At 71.3% G+C, this 17,881-nt stretch carries 18 protein-coding genes; 8 read left to right on the top strand and 10 right to left on the bottom strand.

Annotation, left to right across the window (positions count from 1 at the left end; genetic code table 11):
* The first annotated feature begins 25 nt into the window (after positions 1-25).
* Positions 26-943 carry a DMT family transporter gene (locus DMB42_RS10910; protein WP_185844583.1) on the top strand — a complete coding sequence of 306 codons (918 nt, stop codon included), beginning with the start codon at positions 26-28 and terminating at the stop codon, positions 941-943.
* Here DMB42_RS10910 and DMB42_RS10905 read toward each other — a convergent pair.
* The 5 genes from DMB42_RS10905 to DMB42_RS10885 are packed head-to-tail and all read right to left on the bottom strand — an operon-like array spanning position 883 to position 4,228.
* The gene (locus tag DMB42_RS10905) at positions 883-1,272 is read right to left on the bottom strand and encodes a Fur family transcriptional regulator (protein ID WP_125633277.1); all 390 of its coding nucleotides are present in this window, start codon (positions 1,270-1,272) and stop codon (positions 883-885) included. The genes DMB42_RS10910 and DMB42_RS10905 overlap by 61 nt on opposite strands.
* Complete coding sequence (locus DMB42_RS10900) at positions 1,269-2,141, bottom strand: metal ABC transporter permease (protein WP_125633274.1); 873 nt, start codon at positions 2,139-2,141, stop codon at positions 1,269-1,271. The genes DMB42_RS10905 and DMB42_RS10900 overlap by 4 nt, the downstream gene beginning before the upstream one ends.
* Positions 2,138-2,917: a metal ABC transporter ATP-binding protein gene (locus tag DMB42_RS10895; protein WP_125633272.1), complete on the bottom strand. Its 780-nt coding sequence runs from the start codon at positions 2,915-2,917 to the stop codon at positions 2,138-2,140. The genes DMB42_RS10900 and DMB42_RS10895 overlap by 4 nt, the downstream gene beginning before the upstream one ends.
* Positions 2,914-3,825, bottom strand: coding sequence for a metal ABC transporter substrate-binding protein (locus tag DMB42_RS10890; protein WP_260477638.1), 912 nt, complete (start codon positions 3,823-3,825; stop codon positions 2,914-2,916). Before DMB42_RS10890 ends, DMB42_RS10895 begins: the two co-directional genes overlap by 4 nt.
* Positions 3,826-3,883: 58 nt before the next feature.
* The gene (locus DMB42_RS10885; RefSeq protein ID WP_125633270.1) at positions 3,884-4,228 is read right to left on the bottom strand and encodes a DUF6703 family protein; all 345 of its coding nucleotides are present in this window, start codon (positions 4,226-4,228) and stop codon (positions 3,884-3,886) included.
* Between the two features lie 57 nt (positions 4,229-4,285).
* On the opposite strand from DMB42_RS10885, the gene DMB42_RS10880 reads away from it, so the two are divergent.
* Entirely contained in the window at positions 4,286-4,573 is a 288-nt protein-coding gene (locus DMB42_RS10880; protein ID WP_125633268.1) for an antibiotic biosynthesis monooxygenase, read from the top strand.
* A gap of 94 nt (positions 4,574-4,667) precedes the next feature.
* Positions 4,668-6,053, top strand: a complete 1,386-nt coding sequence (locus DMB42_RS10875) for a glycine--tRNA ligase (RefSeq protein ID WP_185844582.1) — start codon at positions 4,668-4,670, stop codon at positions 6,051-6,053.
* Positions 6,054-6,129: 76 nt separating this feature from the next.
* On the opposite strand, the gene DMB42_RS10870 is transcribed toward DMB42_RS10875, so the two are convergent.
* Positions 6,130-7,041, bottom strand: a complete 912-nt coding sequence (locus tag DMB42_RS10870) for a dienelactone hydrolase family protein (protein WP_125633266.1) — start codon at positions 7,039-7,041, stop codon at positions 6,130-6,132.
* 160 nt (positions 7,042-7,201) lie between these two features.
* On the opposite strand from DMB42_RS10870, the gene DMB42_RS10865 reads away from it, so the two are divergent.
* Together DMB42_RS10865 and DMB42_RS10860 are read left to right on the top strand one after the other, a co-directional pair.
* A complete protein-coding gene (locus tag DMB42_RS10865; protein WP_185844581.1) occupies positions 7,202-7,864 on the top strand; it encodes a response regulator transcription factor in 663 nt (220 codons plus the stop codon).
* A complete protein-coding gene (locus tag DMB42_RS10860; protein ID WP_125633264.1) occupies positions 7,861-9,033 on the top strand; it encodes a HAMP domain-containing sensor histidine kinase in 1,173 nt (390 codons plus the stop codon). Before DMB42_RS10865 ends, DMB42_RS10860 begins: the two co-directional genes overlap by 4 nt.
* Before the next feature lie 6 nt (positions 9,034-9,039).
* On the opposite strand, the gene DMB42_RS10855 is transcribed toward DMB42_RS10860, so the two are convergent.
* Positions 9,040-9,483: a hypothetical protein gene (locus DMB42_RS10855; protein ID WP_125633262.1), complete on the bottom strand. Its 444-nt coding sequence runs from the start codon at positions 9,481-9,483 to the stop codon at positions 9,040-9,042.
* A gap of 56 nt (positions 9,484-9,539) precedes the next feature.
* A complete protein-coding gene (locus DMB42_RS10850) occupies positions 9,540-10,898 on the bottom strand; it encodes a cytochrome b N-terminal domain-containing protein (protein WP_125633260.1) in 1,359 nt (452 codons plus the stop codon).
* A 229-nt stretch (positions 10,899-11,127) separates the two neighbouring features.
* Here DMB42_RS10850 and ppdK point away from each other — a divergent pair, with 229 nt between their 5' ends.
* Complete coding sequence (ppdK, locus tag DMB42_RS10845) at positions 11,128-13,764, top strand: pyruvate, phosphate dikinase (protein ID WP_125633258.1); 2,637 nt, start codon at positions 11,128-11,130, stop codon at positions 13,762-13,764.
* A gap of 19 nt (positions 13,765-13,783) precedes the next feature.
* On the opposite strand, the gene DMB42_RS10840 is transcribed toward ppdK, so the two are convergent.
* Positions 13,784-14,308: a GNAT family N-acetyltransferase gene (locus DMB42_RS10840; protein ID WP_125633256.1), complete on the bottom strand. Its 525-nt coding sequence runs from the start codon at positions 14,306-14,308 to the stop codon at positions 13,784-13,786.
* Between the two features lie 246 nt (positions 14,309-14,554).
* Between DMB42_RS10840 and DMB42_RS10835 the strand changes: the two genes are divergently transcribed.
* Positions 14,555-15,031, top strand: a complete 477-nt coding sequence (locus DMB42_RS10835) for a GNAT family N-acetyltransferase (RefSeq protein WP_125633254.1) — start codon at positions 14,555-14,557, stop codon at positions 15,029-15,031.
* Here the strand turns inward: DMB42_RS10835 and DMB42_RS10830 are convergent.
* On the bottom strand, positions 15,028-16,518 hold the full coding sequence (locus tag DMB42_RS10830) for a M48 family metallopeptidase (RefSeq protein WP_125633252.1): 1,491 nt from the start codon (positions 16,516-16,518) through the stop codon (positions 15,028-15,030). The genes DMB42_RS10835 and DMB42_RS10830 overlap by 4 nt on opposite strands.
* Before the next feature lie 81 nt (positions 16,519-16,599).
* On the opposite strand from DMB42_RS10830, the gene DMB42_RS10825 reads away from it, so the two are divergent.
* Entirely contained in the window at positions 16,600-17,820 is a 1,221-nt protein-coding gene (locus DMB42_RS10825; protein WP_125633250.1) for a deoxyguanosinetriphosphate triphosphohydrolase, read from the top strand.
* Positions 17,821-17,881 lie beyond the last annotated feature (61 nt).

The raw sequence follows: 17,881 nt of genomic DNA, 5'->3' as shown, positions 1-17,881 counted from the left end.
CTCCCATGGCGCTCGGGGGGTTTCCATGAGTGCATATCGGCGTATCGTCCTGATCGCGATCGCCGGAGCACTGATCATCTCCACCTCCGGTCCCCTCGTACGTCTGTCGGAGGTGTCGCCCGCGACGTCGGCGTTGTTCCGCTGCGCGTACGCGGTGCCGCCCATGCTCGTGCTGGCCTGGCTCGAACGCCGGAAGCTGGGGCCCCTGCCGCTCAAGGGCGCGCTGCTGGCCTGGGCCGCCGGCGCGCTGTTCTCGCTCGACCTGCTCTTCTGGCACCAGTCGATCAAGCTGGTCGGCGCGGGCCTGGCGACCGTGCTGGGCAACCTCCAGGTGTTCATCGTGGCCTTCGCCGCCTGGGGCCTGTTCCGCGAGCGGCCCTCGAACCGGCTCATGGCCGGCACGCCGATCGTCTTCGGCGGGGTCGTGCTGATCTCGGGGGTGTTCGACGGCTCGGCGTACGGGCTCGATCCCGTCATGGGCGCGGTCACCGGGCTGGTCACCTCGGTGGTGTACGCGGCGTACCTGCTGCTCCTGAAGGCGGGACCGGGGCGTACGGCCGGGCCGCTGGCGCAGGCGACCGTCGTGGCCACCGTGCTGATCGCGGTGCTCAGCCCGCTGTTCGGCTGCGCCGACCTGGCGCCGGAATGGCCGGCGCACGGGTGGCTGCTGCTGCTCGCGCTGGGGCCGCAGGTGGTGGGGTGGCTGCTGATCACGTACTCGCTGCCCAGGCAGCCCGCGGCGCTCACGTCGCTGCTGCTGCTCGTGCAGCCGGTGGTCACCGTCGCGATCTCCGCGCTCACCCTGGGGGAGCGGCCCTCCGCGCTGCAGTTCGCCGGGTGCGCCGCGGTCGTGCTCGGCGTGTTGTACGGCTCCCGCTGCGCTCAGCCCACGCGGGCCGGCGCCGAGCAGGACGAGCAGGTGCCGAAGACCTCGACCGTGTGAGTGATCCCGGTGAAGCCGTGCTCGCTGCCGATCGCCTCGGCCCAGCGCTCGACGGCGGGCCCGGCCACCTCGACCGTGTGGCCGCAGCGGCGGCAGACCAGGTGGTGGTGATGGTCGTCGCTGGCGCACGCGCGGTAGACCGACTCTCCCTCGTCCGTGCGCAGCACGTCGACCTGGCCGCAGTCGGCCAGCGCCTGGAGCGCCCGGTAGACGGTGGTCAGGCCGATCTTGGCGCCGTGCAGGCGCATCTCGGCGTAGACGTCCTGGGCGCTGCGGAACCCCTTGCTGTGGCGCAGGGTGTCGTGCACGGCATCACGCCTCGTCGTCATGCGGCCTCCTCGACACGGACTCGTGGTCGCGGGCTCACCGGGGACTCCTGGATGCGGCCTCGCCGTACGAATTTACCGACACCTAGGGCCAGGACGAAGCCGGCGAGGGCAAGAAGCACGATCGCCGCGCCCGGAGGAACCCGTGCCGACATCGTCGAGGCCAGCAGGCCGCCCACCGAGGCGAGCACGCCGAACAACATCGCCAGCCCCATCGTGGCCCGGAACCCCCTGGTGAGCTGCTGGCTCGTGGCCACCGGGATCACCATCAGGGCGCTGACCAGCAGCAGGCCGACCACGCGCATGGCGATGACGACGGTGAGCGCGGCGGTGACCGCGATCAGCAGGCTGAGGAAACGCACCGGCAGGCCGCTGGCCCTGGCCATCTCCTCGTCCTGGCAGAGCACGAACAACTCCCTGCCGAAGACGATGACCACGCCGATCACCGCAGCGGCCAGCGCGCCGATGATCCAGATGTCCTGCTGGGTGACGCTGGCGATGGCGCCGAACAGGTAGGAGTTCAGCTTGGCGTTGCTGCCGCCGGGGGCGATGCCCATGAGCATGACGCCGCCCGCGATGCCGCCGTAGAACAGCAGGGCGAGCGCCACGTCGCCGCTGGTCCTGCCCCGGGCCCTGACCAGCTCGATCGCCACCGCGCCCAGCACCGAGACGATCACCGCCGTCAGCACCGGCGCCGTGCCGGTCAGGAAGCCCAGCGCCACGCCGGTCAGCGCGACGTGCCCGATGCCGTCGCCGAGCAGCGACAACCTGCGCTGCACGATGAACGTGCCCACCGCGGGCGCGCACAGCCCCACCAGCAGCGCGGCGATCAGCGCGAGCTGGAAGAGGTTCTCCTGCAGAAGCTCGATCATCGTGGTTCCCCCTGCCAGCCCGTCAGCGGGGCGGCGGCCGTCTCCGCGGCGTGCGGATGCTGGTGCTCGTGTCCTGGCCTGGCGCACTCGCCCTCGGGCCGCGGCGGCCTGCCGTCGTGCGCGACGCGGCCCTCGCGGACCACGACGCCGCGGGTGATCAGCGGCTCCATCGGGCCCAGCTCGTGGGCGACCAGGACGATCGTCTTGCCCTCGCGGACCAGGCCGCCCAGCGTGTCGGCCAGGAGTTGCTGTGTCTCGGCGTCGACGCCCGCGGTGGGCTCGTCCATCACGTACGTGTCGGGCTCCCCGGCCAGGGCGCGGGCGATGAGCACCCGCTGCTGCTGGCCGCCCGAGAGCGACTGCACGGGATCGCCGGCCCGGCCGGTCAGGTCGACGGCGTCGAGGGCGGCGGAGACCGCCGCGCGGTCGGCCGCGCTGGTCCTGCGCAGCCGGCTCTGCCGGGCGACGCGGCCCGAGGCGACGACCTCGCGGACCGTGGCGGGCACGCCGCCGCCGACCTGGAGGCGCTGGGGCACGTAGCCGATGCGCCACCAGTCGCGGAACCTGGCGGGCGGGGAGCCGTACAGGAGGGTCTGGCCGCCGGACAGCGGCGTGAGGCCGAGCAGCGCGCGGACCAGGGTGGACTTGCCCGAACCGTTGGCGCCGAGGAGGGCCACGACCTCGCCGGGGCGGACGGTCAGGTCGACGCCGCGCAGGATCTGGCGGCCGTCGAAGCTGACCCGGCCGCCGGTCATCGCGAAGGCCGTCTCGCTCATGCCGTACACCTCAGTGCTGTTCGAAGGGTCTTGAGGTTATCGCGCATGGCTGACAGGTAGTCGCCGGCGGGCTTGCTCTCCAGCGGGTCGAGCACGGCCGTCTTCGCGCCGACCTCGCCGGCCAGCACCTCGGCCACCTTCGGGCTGACCAGGGACTCGGTGAAGATCGTGGTGACGCCTTCGGACCTGGCCAGCGCGGCCACCTCCGACAGGCGCTTCGGCGACGGCTCGGTCTCGGGGTCGAGGGTGATGCCCACCTGCTTGAGCTTGTAGCGGTCGGCCAGATAGCCGAACGCCTCGTGCGCGGTGACCAGGGTCTTGCTGGCGCAGGTGGACAGGCCCTTGGTGAACTCCTGGTCGAGCCCGCCCAGCGCGCCCGCCGCCGCGGCGGCGCGGTCCTTGTACGCCTGCGCGTGGCCCGGATCGGCGGCGGCCAGGCGCTCGCCCAGCTTGCCGGCCACCGTGGCCAGGCGGGAGGGGTCGAGCCAGATGTGCGGGTCGTAGGAGACCGCGTGCTCGTCGTGCCCCTCCTCGCCGGCGTGCCCGCCCGCCGGGATCGTCGTGACGGCGGAGGCGGCGTCGAAGGCGGTGTCGGCGGAGACGGCGTCGTCCACGGCCGGCTGCACGCCCTTGACGTAGACCGTGAGCGCCGCGTCCTGGAGCTTGGTCATCTGCTGAAGGCCCAGCTCCAGGTCGTGCGGCTCGACGCCGGGCGCGGTCAGGACGGTCACGTTCGCGTCGGGCCCGGCCACCTGCTCGGTGAGCCACTGGAGCGGGTAGAAGGCGGCGATCACCTCGGGCCTGCCGCCGTCGGCGCTCTCCGCGGAGCCGGCGCGCGAGGCGGACGTGGCCAGCAGGGCTGCTCCGGCGAGGAGGGTTACGGCGCGCATTGGGGGCGTACGGGACATCACGCCCCCAATTATGGGGGAAAATGAAAATGATTGTCAAAATCTCCGGCGGGCCGGACTAGAACGCACCAAACCGGTCAGCCGCCAGGATCACCAGGAAGACCAGCATCGCCACCCGCAGCAGCCGCCCCCCGAGGCCCAGCGACGGCCACGACAGGTGGGCCAGCCACCCGACGAACGCCAGCACCGCCAGCGCCGCCACGCCGCCCACCCAGTTGGCCAGCGCGAAGCCGGCCAGCAGCAGGATCACCAGCACGGCGGGCGCCACCCACTTGGGCACCTGCGTGAACAGGAACGTCATCGGGACCGCGCTGCGCTGCTCGACGGCCTTGCGCAGGCCGCTCGCGCCCGGCGTGAAGAACTGCTCGCCCTGGGGCAGCGGGCGCTTGTTTTTGGAGGCCACGTCGAGAGCCTAAGGGAGTTCGCGTGACAGCAGGGCGCACACCTCTAGGCTGGGCTGGTGCTCGCCGTGATCCGATACACCGTGCCAGAGTCGCAGTCCCAAGACTTCGTCAAGCAGGGCCACGCCATCCTCGACACCTTCGCCGCCCAACCCGGATACCAGCGCGGCCGGCTGGCCCGTTCGGTGGACGAGCCCAACCTGTGGGCGCTGGTCAGCGAATGGGAGGGCGCGGGCTTCTACCGGAGGGCGCTGTCGGCGGCCCGGATGGCCATGTACCCGTTGATGATCCTCATGGTCAACGAACCCAGCGCGTACGAGGACGTGTACACGCAAGAGGGTGCGTAGCGTCAGTCGCGCGCGAGACCGGGTGAGCGTCCCCTAAGCTGGGATCTCATCGAATTCACTCGCCGACCTCCAGCCGGAAAGAGACGCAACCAAAATGGCACGACGCACCGACGTCATGGACACCATCGTCAGCCTCGCCAAGCGCCGCGGGCTCGTTTACCCGTCGAGCGAGATCTACGGCGGACTTCGCGCGTCGTGGGACTACGGTCCTCTGGGTGTCGAGCTGAAGAACAACGTCAAGCGGCAGTGGTGGCTGTCGATGGTCCAGTCGCGCGACGACGTGGTGGGCCTCGACTCCTGCGTCATCCTGGCCCCCGAGGTGTGGCGGGCCAGCGGCCACGTCGAGACCTTCTCCGACCCGCTGACCGAGTGCCAGTCCTGCCACAAGCGTTTCCGCGCCGACCACCTCGTGGAGGCGTACGAGGAGAAGAACGGCAAGGAGCCGGAGAACGGCCTGGCCGACATCACCTGCCCCAACTGCGGCAACAAGGGCACCTTCACCGACCCCAGGCAGTTCAGCGGCCTGCTCAAGACCTTCCTCGGCCCGGTCGAGGACGAGTCGGGCCTGGCCTACCTGCGTCCCGAGACCGCCCAGGGCATCTTCATCAACTACCTCAACGTGCAGCAGTCGGCGCGCAAGAAGATCCCGTTCGGCATCGGCCAGGTCGGCAAGTCTTTCCGCAACGAGATCACCCCGGGCAACTTCATCTTCCGCACGCGCGAGTTCGAGCAGATGGAGATGGAGTTCTTCGTCAAGCCCGGCACCGACGAGGAATGGCACCAGTACTGGATCGACGAGCGTTTCCGCTGGTACTCCGACCTCGGCATCAACAAGGACAACCTGCGCCTCTACGAGCACCCGCAGGAGAAGTTGTCCCACTACTCCAAGCGCACCGTCGACGTCGAGTACCGCTTCAACTTCCAGGGCTCGGAGTGGGGCGAGCTGGAGGGCATCGCCAACCGCACCGACTTCGACCTGACCGCCCACTCCAAGGCGTCCGGCGTCGACCTGAGCTTCTTCGAGCAGGACACCGGTGAGCGTTACGTCCCCTACGTGATCGAGCCGGCCGCCGGTGTCGACCGGGCCACGCTGACCTTCCTGCTCGACGCCTACACCGAGGACGAGGCGCCCAACGCCAAGGGCGTCCTGGAGAAGCGCACGGTGCTGCGGCTCGACCACCGGCTCGCGCCGGTCAAGGCCGCGGTGCTGCCGCTGTCGCGCAACGCCGACCTGTCGCCGAAGGCCCGCGACCTGGCCGCGCAGCTGCGCAGGCGGTGGAACGTCGAGTTCGACGACGCGGGCGCGATCGGCCGCCGCTACCGTCGCCAGGACGAGATCGGCACGCCGTTCTGCATCACCGTCGACTTCGACACCCTCGAGGACCACGCGGTGACGATCCGCGAGCGTGACAGCATGGCCCAGCAGCGCATCTCCATCGACCAGGTCGACTCCTACCTGCGTCAGAGCCTCAACGACTGACCGTCAGGCGCCATCACGGCGACGCCGCCCCGGTTTCCACCGCGGGCGGCGTTCCGCTGTTCCGGGCCGGTGCCCGTCAGGCCAGGTGGCGGCCGAACCACTTCAGCACGTAGTCGTAGGCCTGAGAGGCGGCCCGCGCGTCGTAGCGGGGGCCCGTGTCGTTGAAGAAGGCGTGGCCGACGCCCGGCACGGTCACCAGCTCGTGGGTGAGCCCGGCCTTCTCCAGCGCCGACTCGGCCGCCTCCCGGGTGGCGTTGACGCGGTCGTCCTGCTCGGCGTAGATGGCCAGCACGGCCGCCTCGGTACCGGTCATGTCGGCGTCGTCGGGCAGCGGGCCGTAGAACGGCGCGGCGGCGGCCAGCCGGGGCTCGCCGGACGACAACAGCAGCCAGGTCATCCCGCCCCCGAAACAGAACCCGATCATGCCCAGCCGGACGCCCCCGGCCCTGCGCTCCAGCTCGCCGACGGCCGCCTTCATGTCGGCCACGAAACGTTCGCGGGGGATCGCGCCCAGCGTGGCCGTGACCTGCGCGGTGTCGGCGAACGCGGCCGTGCCGCCCGCGTGGGAGAGCAGGTCGGGCGCGAGGGCCGAGTAGCCGTCGGCGGCCAGCCGGCCGGCGATCGAGCGGATGTGGTCGGTCAGCCCGCGGTTCTCGTGCATGACCAGCACCGCGCCCTTGGGAGCGGCCGCGGGCGCCCAGGCGCCCAGGAGCCTCGTCCCGTCCGGGCCGGGGAACGTGATCGCCCGCGTGGGCAGCGGCGGCGGGCCGGCCGGGGAGGCCGTGGCGGACGCCGCGGGCGTCGGTGCCGGCGGGATGCTCGCCGGGTCGGTGTCGGGGGTGGCGGCGCAGGCGGCGAGGAGAGCAGTGGCGGCGGGGAGGGCGAGCCCGAGGAGGCCGAGACGGCGCAGTGCCTCGCGCCGCGAGATCAGGCCCTCTACGTGGTCGAGTGCCACTTCTTCTGCCAAATATCGCTGGAAGGGCGTCATGCTCGAAAGATTTAACGACTAACACCGAAAAATCGTGTAAAGACGGCAGTTATGTTGGCTTTCGCGCACGCTTGCTGTAGTTCACCTCGGCGGGAGCGCCGCCCGATCGGCCAGGTCGCCCCCGTGGCGGAACGCGTCATCCGAAATTAGGGTCAAGATCATGCGACTGCTGGTGGTCGAGGACGAGGAAGACCTGGTCGACGCGTTACGGGTGGGTCTGACCCGGGCGGGCTACGCGGTGGACGTGGCCTACGACGCGCCGTCGGCGCACGAGAAGCTGGAGGTCAACACCTACGACCTGGTCCTGCTCGACCTGAACCTGCCGGGCGGCGACGGCTTCCAGCTCTGCCGGTCCGTACGGGCCGCCGGGCGCGGGGTGCGGATCATCATGGTGACCGCCCGCGACCGCCTGGACGACCGGGTACGCGGCCTCGACGAGGGCGCCGACGACTACCTGGTCAAGCCGTTCGCCTTCCCCGAGCTGCTGGCCAGGGTCCGGGCGCTGCTGCGCAGGGACACCGGCGGCACCGCCGTGCTGGAGGTGGGCGGCCTGCGCATCGACACCGCCCGCATGGAGGTCTCCCTCGACGGCCGCTCCCTGGCCCTGACGCCCAAGGAGTACGGGGTGCTGCACTACCTGATGACCCGTCCCGGCCACGTCGTCTCCTCCGAGGAACTGCTCGAACACGTCTGGGACGAGCACGCCGACCCGTTCACCAACACCGTCCGGGTCACGGTCGGCAACCTGCGCCGCAAGCTCCAGGAGGACGGCCTGATCGAGACGGTGATCAGCCGCGGTTACCGGCTCAAGGAGCCGACATGATCCACACGATCCGCTTCCGGCTCACCGTGCTCTACTCCGGGCTGCTGTTCGTGCTGGCCGCGCTGGTGCTGGGCGGCATCTACTTCGCCGTCTCCAAGACCACCGAGGAACGCCCGTACTCGACCGAGTACGCCAAGGCGTACCGCGACAACCAGTACGTGGGCAAGCAGGAGGTCGTCTTCATCGAGGAGGTCGAGAACGAGGTCAACATCAGGACGCTGGCCACGCTGCGCGACTACTCTCTGGCCACGCTGGCCGGGCTCTACCTGGCGTCCCTGGGCATCGGGTGGGTGCTGTCCGGCCGGGTGCTGCGTCCGGTGCGGTCGATCACGCGTACGGCCGAGGAGATCCAGGCGACCGACCTGACCCGGCGGATCAGGCTGGCCGGCTCGCCCGACGAGCTCAAGGACCTGGCCGACACCATCGACACCATGCTCGACCGGCTGGAGGAGGCGTTCAGCGCGCAGCGCCGGCTCATCGACGACGCCTCGCACGAGCTGCGCAGCCCCCTGACGATCATCCGGGCGAACGTGGACGCCGTGCTCGCCTCGCCCGAGGCCAGCGAGGAGGAGCGGGCCAGGGCCGTGCAGATCGTGGACCGGGCGACCACCCGCATGACCAGGCTCGTGGAGGACCTGCTGGCCAGCGCCCGGCGGCAGGCGACCGCGTTCGCCGACACCGACCTCGACCTGAGCAGGGTGGCGCGGGAGGCGTGCGAGGAGTACGCGGCGCTGGCCGCCGCCCGCGGCCTGACGATCAGCCGCGGCCTGGGCCGGGACCTGGAGATGACCGGCGACCAGGACGCCCTGCGCCGGGCCGTGGCGAACCTGCTGTCCAACGCGGTCCGCCTGACCCCGCCGGGCGGTTTCGTCCGGGTCGAGGCCGGGCGGTCGGGCGGCTGGTTGTGGGTCGCGGTCAGGGACGACGGCCCCGGGCTCGCCGCGGCGGAGCAGGAGCGGGTGTTCGACCGGTTCTGGCGCGGCGAGGCCAGCCGCCGCGACCGGCACACCGGTCTCGGGCTGGCCATCGTCCGGCAGATCGTGGAGTCGCACGGCGGGCGGGTGGCGGTGTTCTCCAGGGTCGGGCAGGGGGCCACGTTCGTGTTGTGGTTGCCGCCGCGCGAGGGCGCGCCGGGGCCGGCCCCCGAACGCAACCCGATCGTCGCCTAGCCGGGTCTAGTCCAGCACCCGCCCGACGAGCTGCCCGTGCCGCGCCGCGGCCAGGCAGTACGCCGTGCGGTGGCGCGGCCAGTCGCCCTCCAGCGGCGGCAGCGCGCTCACCGCGACCTCGTTGCGCCGGCTCGGTTTGACCCGCATCCGGGGCGCGCAGAAGCTCTTGGCCAGCCGTACGGCCTGCGCGGAGCCCGGCCACGCGCCCTCCGGGACCACGTAGATCATGGCGAACTCGGCCGCGTGCGGGTTGCCGCACGGCACGAGCGTCGCGATCAGGTCGTCGGGGATCGACACGAGGCAGTCGCCCGGCCGAAGCTGGGTCGCGTGACGCTGCTCCGCCCCCGGTGGCAGCGTCTCGGTGAAGGGTTCGGGCGTGCTCGAACCGCAGGCGGACAGCACCAATGCCAGGCAGGCGGCGATCAGGCCTCGTGGCGTCGTGCGGGGCATGGCAGGAGAGTGTCATGCCACGATCACGCCCGCGTCGCGGAACGAACCGAGCTGGGTCACGTTGAGCGATCACGCCGGCGGCACACGGCCCGGGTCAGGACGTAGGCGAGCGGCGGCAACACGAAGACCGCGATCCGCAGCGCCAGGACGACCGTCTCGTAGACGTCCGCCGGCACGGTGAGCAGCGCCGCCGGGGCCCGCCCCTCGGACGGGAACGCGGCCTGCGGGCGTACGGCGGGCGGCGCGGGCGACACCCACGTCCCCGCCCAGAGCACGGTGAAGAACGTGATGACCGCGACCCCGGAAGCCGTCCGCCCCGGCGCCTGCGCCGGCCGGTCCAGCAGGAGGTGGACGCGGACGTCGCCGGTACGGCGGCGCTCGGCGAACGGGTAGAGGAACAGCGCACCGAAGAAGACCGTCAGGATCAGCGGCGGGATCCACAAGCCCGGCTGGAGCGTGAACCCGCCCACCGTGACCTCCCACGGCGGCACCAGCCGCTGCGCGCCGTCCAGCACGCCGAAGTACCAGAACGGCTGCGCCGACGGGGGAGCGGCCCCCGGCCGGTACGCCCCGTGCTCCCACACCGGGTTGACCCGTACCAGCGTGGCCAGCGCGGCGATGGCCGCGATCGTGAACAGCGCCGTGGCGGCGTTCTTGACCGCGAAGTACGGGAAGAAGGGCCCGCCGGTGACCTTGTCCTCGGCCGTCGCGGTGGCCCGCCGCTCGGTGTGCTTCTGCCGCCAGGTGAGCACCAGGGCGTGCAGCGGCACGGCCGCGAGCAGGATGCCCGGCACCAGCAGCACGTGCGTGACGAAGACCCGCGGGATGACCTGGCCGGGGAAGCCGCCGTCGAACACGAACGCCGACAGGTACGTCCCCACCAGCGGGATCGACGACAACACCCCCTGCGCCTGCCGCAGCCCGGTCATCCCGAGCTGGTCGGCCGGCAGCGAGACGCCCAGGAACGACTCGAACAGCGCCAGCCCGAACAGCAGCACCCCGAGCATCCAGATCACCTCGCGCGGCCTGCGGAACGCCCCGGTGAAGAAGACGCGGCACAGGTGGGCCACGATCGCCAGCACGAACACCGTGGCCGACCAGTGGTGCAACTGGCGCATCAGCAGCCCGCCGCGCACGTCGAGGCTGATCTCCACGACGGAGTCGTAGGCCACGTCGGGGTTGGGCTTGTAGAACAGCGTCAGGAAGGTGCCGGTGAGCACCAGCATGACGAACGCGTACAGGGCCAGCTCGCCCAGCAGGAACGACCAGTGGCTGGGGAACAGTTTGCGGAGCTGGGGACGCAGCCAGCGGCCGAACGGCAGCCGCTCGTCCAGGTAGATCGCCGTGTCGGCGGCGGTCTTGGCCGATCCCGCGACGAAGCGTGCACGACGCTTGGGCTTGGTAGGAGTGGCCATGGGCGCCTCCTGGTGGGGGGTGATCCGATTCTGCACCTCCCGCTCTACTTTCTCAAGAATTGGTGTAAACCAATTGGTATAAACCAATTTATCCGTCAGGAGTCCTATAATTGGATTAGACCTGTTGTAGGCCGTTGACCAGCAGAAACGATGACTTATCCGAGGAGTGCAGTTTCATCATCAATTTCGCCGGTAGAGTCCGGGACAGAAGCGTTGGATTGGAGCTGTGGTGGCCAAGTATGTTTACGACTTCACCGAGGGCAACAGGAATCTCAAGGATCTTCTCGGTGGAAAGGGTGCGAACCTCGCCGAGATGATGAATCTCGGGTTGCCCGTTCCCCCCGGGTTCACGATCACCACTGAAGCCTGCCGTCACTACCTGACGGAAGGCGCTCTTCCCGACGGCCTGGAGCGCGAGGTCGCCGGGCACCTGGACGCCCTGGAGGCCCAGATGGGCCGCAGGCTCGGGCAGGCCGACGACCCGCTGCTGGTCAGCGTACGGTCGGGCGCGAAGTTCTCCATGCCGGGCATGATGGAGACGGTCCTCAACATCGGGCTCAACGACGAGTCGGTCCACGGTCTGGCCAAGCAGGCGGGCGGCAACGACCGCTTCGCCTGGGACTCCTACCGCCGCCTGATCCAGATGTTCGGCAAGACCGTGCTCGGCCTCGACGGCGACCTGTTCGAGCACGCGCTCGACGAGCTGAAGGGCCGGCGCCAGGACACCGACCTCGACGCGGGCGAGCTGCAGGGCCTCGTGGAGACCTACAAGGGCATCGTACGGGCGCAGACCGGCAAGGACTTCCCCGCCGACCCCCGCGAGCAGATGCGGCTGGCCGTCATGGCGGTCTTCGACTCCTGGAACGCCCCGCGCGCGATCCTCTACCGCCGCCAGGAGCGCATCCCGGCCGACCTCGGCACCGCCGTCAACATCGTGGCCATGGTCTTCGGCAACGTCGGCAACGACTCCGGCACCGGCGTCGCCTTCACCCGCGACCCCGGCTCCGGCCAGCAGGGCATCTACGGCGACTACCTGCAGAACGCCCAGGGCGAGGACGTCGTCGCCGGCATCCGCAATACCATCCCCCTCCAGGAGCTCGAACGCATCGACAAGCGCTCCTACGACGAGCTGCTCCAGATCATGGAGACGCTGGAGAACCACTACCGGGACCTGTGCGACATCGAGTTCACGATCGAGCGCGGCAAGTTGTGGATGCTCCAGACGCGCGTCGGCAAGCGCACCGCCGCGGCCGCCTTCTGCATCGCCACCCAGCTCGTCGACCAGGGCCTGATCACCCTCGACGAAGCCGTCACCCGCGTCACCGGCGACCAGCTCGCCCAGCTCATGTTCCCCCGCTTCGACGGCGGCGCCGAGAAGAAGAAGATCGCCAAGGGCATGAACGCCTCGCCGGGCGCCGCCGTAGGCAAGGTCGTCTTCTCCTCCGAGCGCGCCGTCGAGCTGGCCGGCCGGGGTGAGGACGTCATCCTCGTCCGCCGCGAGACCAACCCCGACGACCTGGCCGGCATGATCGCCGCCAGGGGCATCCTGACCAGCCGCGGCGGCAAGACCTCGCACGCGGCCGTGGTCGCCCGCGGCATGGGCAAGACGTGCGTGTGCGGCGCCGAGGAACTGGAGGTCTCCACGAGCGAGCGCCGGTTCACCACGCCCGGCGGCGAGGTCGTCTCCGAGGGCGACGTGATCTCCATCGACGGCTCCACCGGCGAGGTCTACCTCGGCGAGGTCCCGGTCGTGGACTCCGCCGTCGTCGAGTACTTCGAGGGCTCGCAGCCGGACGACGACCTGGTCAGGGCCGTGGACCGGATCATGGGCCACGCCGACTCCGCCCGCCGTCTGCTGGTGCGCGCCAACGCCGCGATCACCGAGGACGCCGCGCGGGCCCGCCGCTTCGGCGCCCAGGGCATCGGCCTGTGCCGTACCGAGCACATGTTCCTCGGCGAGCGCCGCCAGCTCGTGGAGGACCTCGTCCTGGCCGACGGTAAGGAGGAGCGGCAGGCCGCGCTCGACGCCCTGGAACCCCTCCAGAAGTCCGACTTCATCGGCATCTTCAAGGCCATGGGCGGCGATCCCGTCACCATCCGGCTCATCGACCCGCCGCTGCACGAGTTCCTGCCCGACCTCGTGGACCTGTCGGTCAAGGTCGCCACCTCACCCGACGTGACGGACAAGGACCGCAGGCTGCTGGCCGCCGTCAAGAGGCTGCACGAGGCGAACCCGATGCTGGGCCTGCGCGGCGTACGCCTCGGGCTGGTGATCCCCGGCCTGTTCGCCATGCAGGTGCGGGCCATCGCCCAGGCCGCGGCCGAGGTCCCCGGCGCGCGTCCGGAGATCATGATCCCGCTGGTGGCGGCCGTCCAGGAGCTGGAGTCCGTACGTGAGGAGGCCGGCAGGATCCTCGCGGAGACCGGCGTCGAGGCGCTGATCGGCACCATGATCGAGGTCCCGAGGGCGGCGCTGACGGCGGCCGTGATCGCCGAGGCCGCGCAGTTCTTCTCCTTCGGCACGAACGACCTGACCCAGATGACCTGGGGCTTCAGCCGCGACGACGTGGAGGCCGCGTTCTTCTCGCGCTACCTGGAGCTGGGCATCTTCGGCGTCAGCCCGTTCGAGACGCTGGACCGCGACGGCGTCGGCCGGTTGATCAGGATCGCCGTGGAGGAGGGCCGGGCCGCCCGCCCTGACCTGCACGTGGGCATCTGCGGCGAGCACGGCGGCGACCCCGACTCGGTGCACTTCTGCCACGAGGTCGGCCTCGACTACGTCTCCTGCTCGCCGTTCCGCATCCCGGTGGCGCGCCTGGAGGCCGGTCGCGCCGCCCTGGCCGGCACCGGCTCCGACACCCGCTGACCCGTGCGGCGGCCGGGGCTCAGGCCCCGGCCGCCCGCCGGTAGCGCACCATCGGGCCCAGCAGTCCCGGGACCACGTCGAACGGCGTCATCCCCAGCCGCCCGGCGACCGCGGCCGAGGCCGTGTTGCCCTCGTCGATCTCGGCCAGCACCTCGGGCAGGCCCAGCGGGCCGAGCGCGAACTCCAGCACGGCCCCGGCGGCCTCGGTGGCGTAGCCCTTGCCCCAGACCTCCGGCGCCAGGCTGTAGAACAGCTCGGTCCCGGCGTCGTCCAGCGGACGCAGCCCGGTCGTACCCACCAGCGTGCCGGCGCCGGCCTCCGTGACCACCCACAGCGCCGCCACGTCCCCGGCGCCGCCCGGCGGCCCGGCCAGGGGCCGGACGCTGTCCTCGATCGCCTCCGCGATCTCCTCCGCGGGCAGGACCTCCCCGTCGAACAGGAACCTCCGCACGTCGGGCGCCCGCCAGTGGACGGTCAGCGCGCCCTCGTCGTCCCGGGTCACCGGGCGTAGGACCAGCCGAGGTGTGGTGAGTACGTGCCGCACGGTCGCGAGACTACCTGCGCAGCCGGTTCGCCAGCACGACGGCGCCGAACACCACGGCCCCGATCAGGAGGAAGAAGAGCACGATGCCGATGACGATCTCCGGTACGCCGAGGTTCACGACGGGTTCCCTTCCCTGCGCGTGGCTTCCTGGGACTGACCCTAATAGCCCGCGGTTGAGGATCCGTTGACTTCCTGTGCACCGACCCGGAGATCATCAGAAAACGGGCTATTGGGATACTTCACGCCATGAAAGATCCTGTGGAGTGGGAACTGCGCGCCGCCCGGCCGGAGGAGGTGGAGGCGATCGCGGAGCTGCGGGCGACGGTGATGCGCCCCGACCTGGAGCGGCTGGGCCGGTATGACGAGCACCGCGTACGCCGGCGCTTCCGCGAGTCCTTCGCCCCCGGGCACACGTCCGTCATCCTGGCCGGCGGCGGCTTCGGCGGCTGCGTCACCCTCCGCCCCGCCGCGGACGGGCGCTGGCTGGAACACTTCTACCTCGCCCCCGGACTCCAGGGCCGCGGCCTCGGCACGGCCGTCCTGCGCACCCTGCTGGGACGCGCGGACGCCGACGGCGTGCCCGTACGCCTGGTCGTGCTGCGCGGCAGCGCCGCCCAGCGCCTCTACGAGCGGCACGGCTTCACCGTCGAGACCGAGGACCCGGTCGACGTCCTCATGGTCCGCCATCCCCGGCCCGCCGAGCCCCCGGCGGCCCGCGACTAGCGGTCCAGGGGCTCCTCGACCGGCACGTAGTCGTGGCGCATGCCGTGGTCGCCCAGCCACTGCCGCATCCCGGCCACGGCCGCCGGATCGGCCGCCACCTGGGCCGCGTACTCGGCCAGGGACACCTCCTCGCCGTCCTCGTACAGCAGCCGCGCGGGCCCCGACCAGGACAGCGTCCACCTGGCCTCGCCGAGCCGGATCAGCACCGCCTCCAGCGCCTGCCCCAGCACCCCGGCCAGCAGCGTCTCCGACGGCTTCCACCCCAGCCCGCGAAGCTGCTCCTCCAGCTCGGCCTGCCGCCCTCTGGCGATCGACTCGAAGGCCGCGTCGAGATAGGGCCGCGTGGCCCCCATCACCCGCTGCCCCGCCACCGCCAGGTCGTGCAGCGCGTCGGCGTTGCGCCCGGCGTAGACGCCCTGGGCCACCAGCTCGTCCCACGGGACCGGCCGCAGCCCGGCCAGCGCCTCCGGCGTCCACATCGACCGCTCCACCGCCTCGGCCGCGACGTCGGGGTCGCGCAGCAGCGTCAGCGCCGACCGCGGGTCGGGGACCTGCTCCGGCTCGGGCAGCCGTTCGATGGCGGCCAGGCGGTCGGCCAGAGCGGGATGGGAGTCGTACGGCGAGACCTCCTTGGGCCGCTCGCTCAGCCGGGCGAGCTCGGCCTGCCGGACCGGGTCGTTCAGCAGCGCGTGGAAGCCGCCGAACACCGACGCCGGCCGCGCGCCGCCCACGCCCGTCAGCGACAGGTAGTCGCCGGCGTACAGGTCCCAGGCCAGGGCGGTGTTGTGGATCTTACGCAGCGCGCCCGCCATGGCCTCCCGCCCGCCGATCGACACCGCGAACTCGTCGGCCTCCAGCTCCTGCCGGCGCGACACCGCCTGGGAGACCCGCAGGTAGAGCTTGGTGTACAGGGCGAAGAGCCGCCGGAGGAGCGGATGGTCGCCGAGCCCCTGCACCACCGCGACCAGCGAGACCCGCCCCCGGTAGACCGGGGCGCCCAGCCGGGTGTGGGCCCCGCTGTAGTGGCCCAGCTCGTGCCCGAGCACCGCGCGCATCTCGTCCACGGTGAGGGTCTGCAGCAGCGGCAGCCCGATGAACATGCGCCGCCGCGTGGCCCGCATCCCCAGGAACCGGGTGTCCTCCGAGACCGCCGCGTTGACCTCGGGCACGAGCCGGATCTCGTCCGGCGGCGCGGTACGCACCCGACGGGACAGGTCCTCCACCGCCTGCCAGAGCGCGGGCTCGTGCTCGCGGCCCACCGGCACGCCCGGCTGCTCGCCCGACCGGCGCCGGCCGACCATGAACAGCGCCCGCACCATCGCGCCCGCGGCCAGCGTGAGCGCGATCGCGACCGTCAGTCCCCTGACGCGGAAGTCGGTCACCAGCAGGACGTCGAAGAACACGGCGGCCGCCAGGATGATGCCGACCAGCACGTAGAAGCCGGCGAGCAGGCTGAAGGCCAGCACAGCTCGGAACGCTGTCGTCATGGGGGAGGGCTCCCGGGGAAGGGGGTTCTCGCGAGGCTTGACACTAGCGGAGACGGGAAACTGGATAAAATCACTGCACCGATGTCGAACTACGACGAGCACGACCAGGAACGATGGGTTCCCGAACCTCCCGGCAACCCCGGACGCGCCGCGTTCGAACGTGACCGCGCCCGCGTCCTGCACAGCGCCGCGCTGCGCAGGCTGGCGGCCAAGACGCAGGTCGTGGGCCCCGGCGACACGCTCGGCGGCGGCCAGCACATCCCGCGCACCCGGCTGACCCACTCGCTCGAATGCGCCCAGGTCGGCAGGGAGATGGGCGCCACACTCGGCGTCGACCCCGACCTGGTCGAGACCGCCTGCCTGGCCCATGACCTCGGCCATCCGCCGTTCGGGCACAACGGCGAGGTGGCGCTCAACGCGCTGGCCACCTCCTGCGGCGGCTTCGAGGGCAACGCCCAGAGCCTGCGCCTGCTCACCCGGCTGGAGGCCAAGGTGCTCACCGAGGACGGCCGCAGCGCCGGCCTCAACCTCACCAGAGCCGCCCTCGACGCCTCCATCAAGTACCCCTGGACGTGCGAGAAGTCCCCGAAGTTCGGCGTCTACCACGACGACCTGCCCGTCTTCGAGTGGATCAGGGACGGCGCCCCGGAAGGCCGCGTCAGCTTCGAGGCCCAGATCATGGACTGGGCCGACGACGTGGCCTACTCCGTCCACGACCTGGAGGACGCCCTCCACTCCGGCCACGTCACGCCCGAGGCGCTCCAGTCGCCCGTGGAACGCGGTGCGGTGGCCCGGATCACCCACACCTGGTACGCGCCCGGCGCCGACCTCAACGAGCTGGAGGAGGTCTTCGCCAAGCTGATCGCCGACCCGCTGTGGCCGCGCCACTTCGAGGCCACGCTCGCCGACCTGGCCGGGCTCAAGGCGCTCACCAGCGGCCTGATCGGCCGGTTCTGCCGTTCGGCCCAGACCGCGACCAGGGAGGTCCACGGCGCCCGCCACCGCGCCGACCTCGTCGTCCCGCACGCCACGCTGCTGGAGTGCGCCCTGCTCAAGGGCGTCACCGCCCACTACGTGATGACCACCGAGGGCCACCACGCCAACCAGGCCAGGCAGCGCGAGCTCATCACCGAACTGGCCTCGTTGATCACGCTCGGCGCCCCCGGCACCCTCGAACCCGCCTTCCGGCCCGCGTTCGCCGAGGCCCCCGACGACCCGGCCCGGGTGCGCGTCGTGATCGACCAGATCGCCTCACTCACCGACACCTCAGCCGTGGCCTGGCACCGGCGCCTGTCGAAGTGACGCCACCCCGTTCCTGACGGCCGGACCGCCGCCACGAGCGGCTTTCCGGACCTGCCCGCTC

This window comes from Nonomuraea sp. WAC 01424, from assembly GCF_003947315.1.
Taxonomy (GTDB): Bacteria; Actinomycetota; Actinomycetes; order Streptosporangiales; family Streptosporangiaceae; genus Nonomuraea; species Nonomuraea spiralis.
The sequence above is the reverse complement of the archived record's forward strand: the minus strand, read 5'-3'. Positions and strand labels throughout refer to the sequence as shown.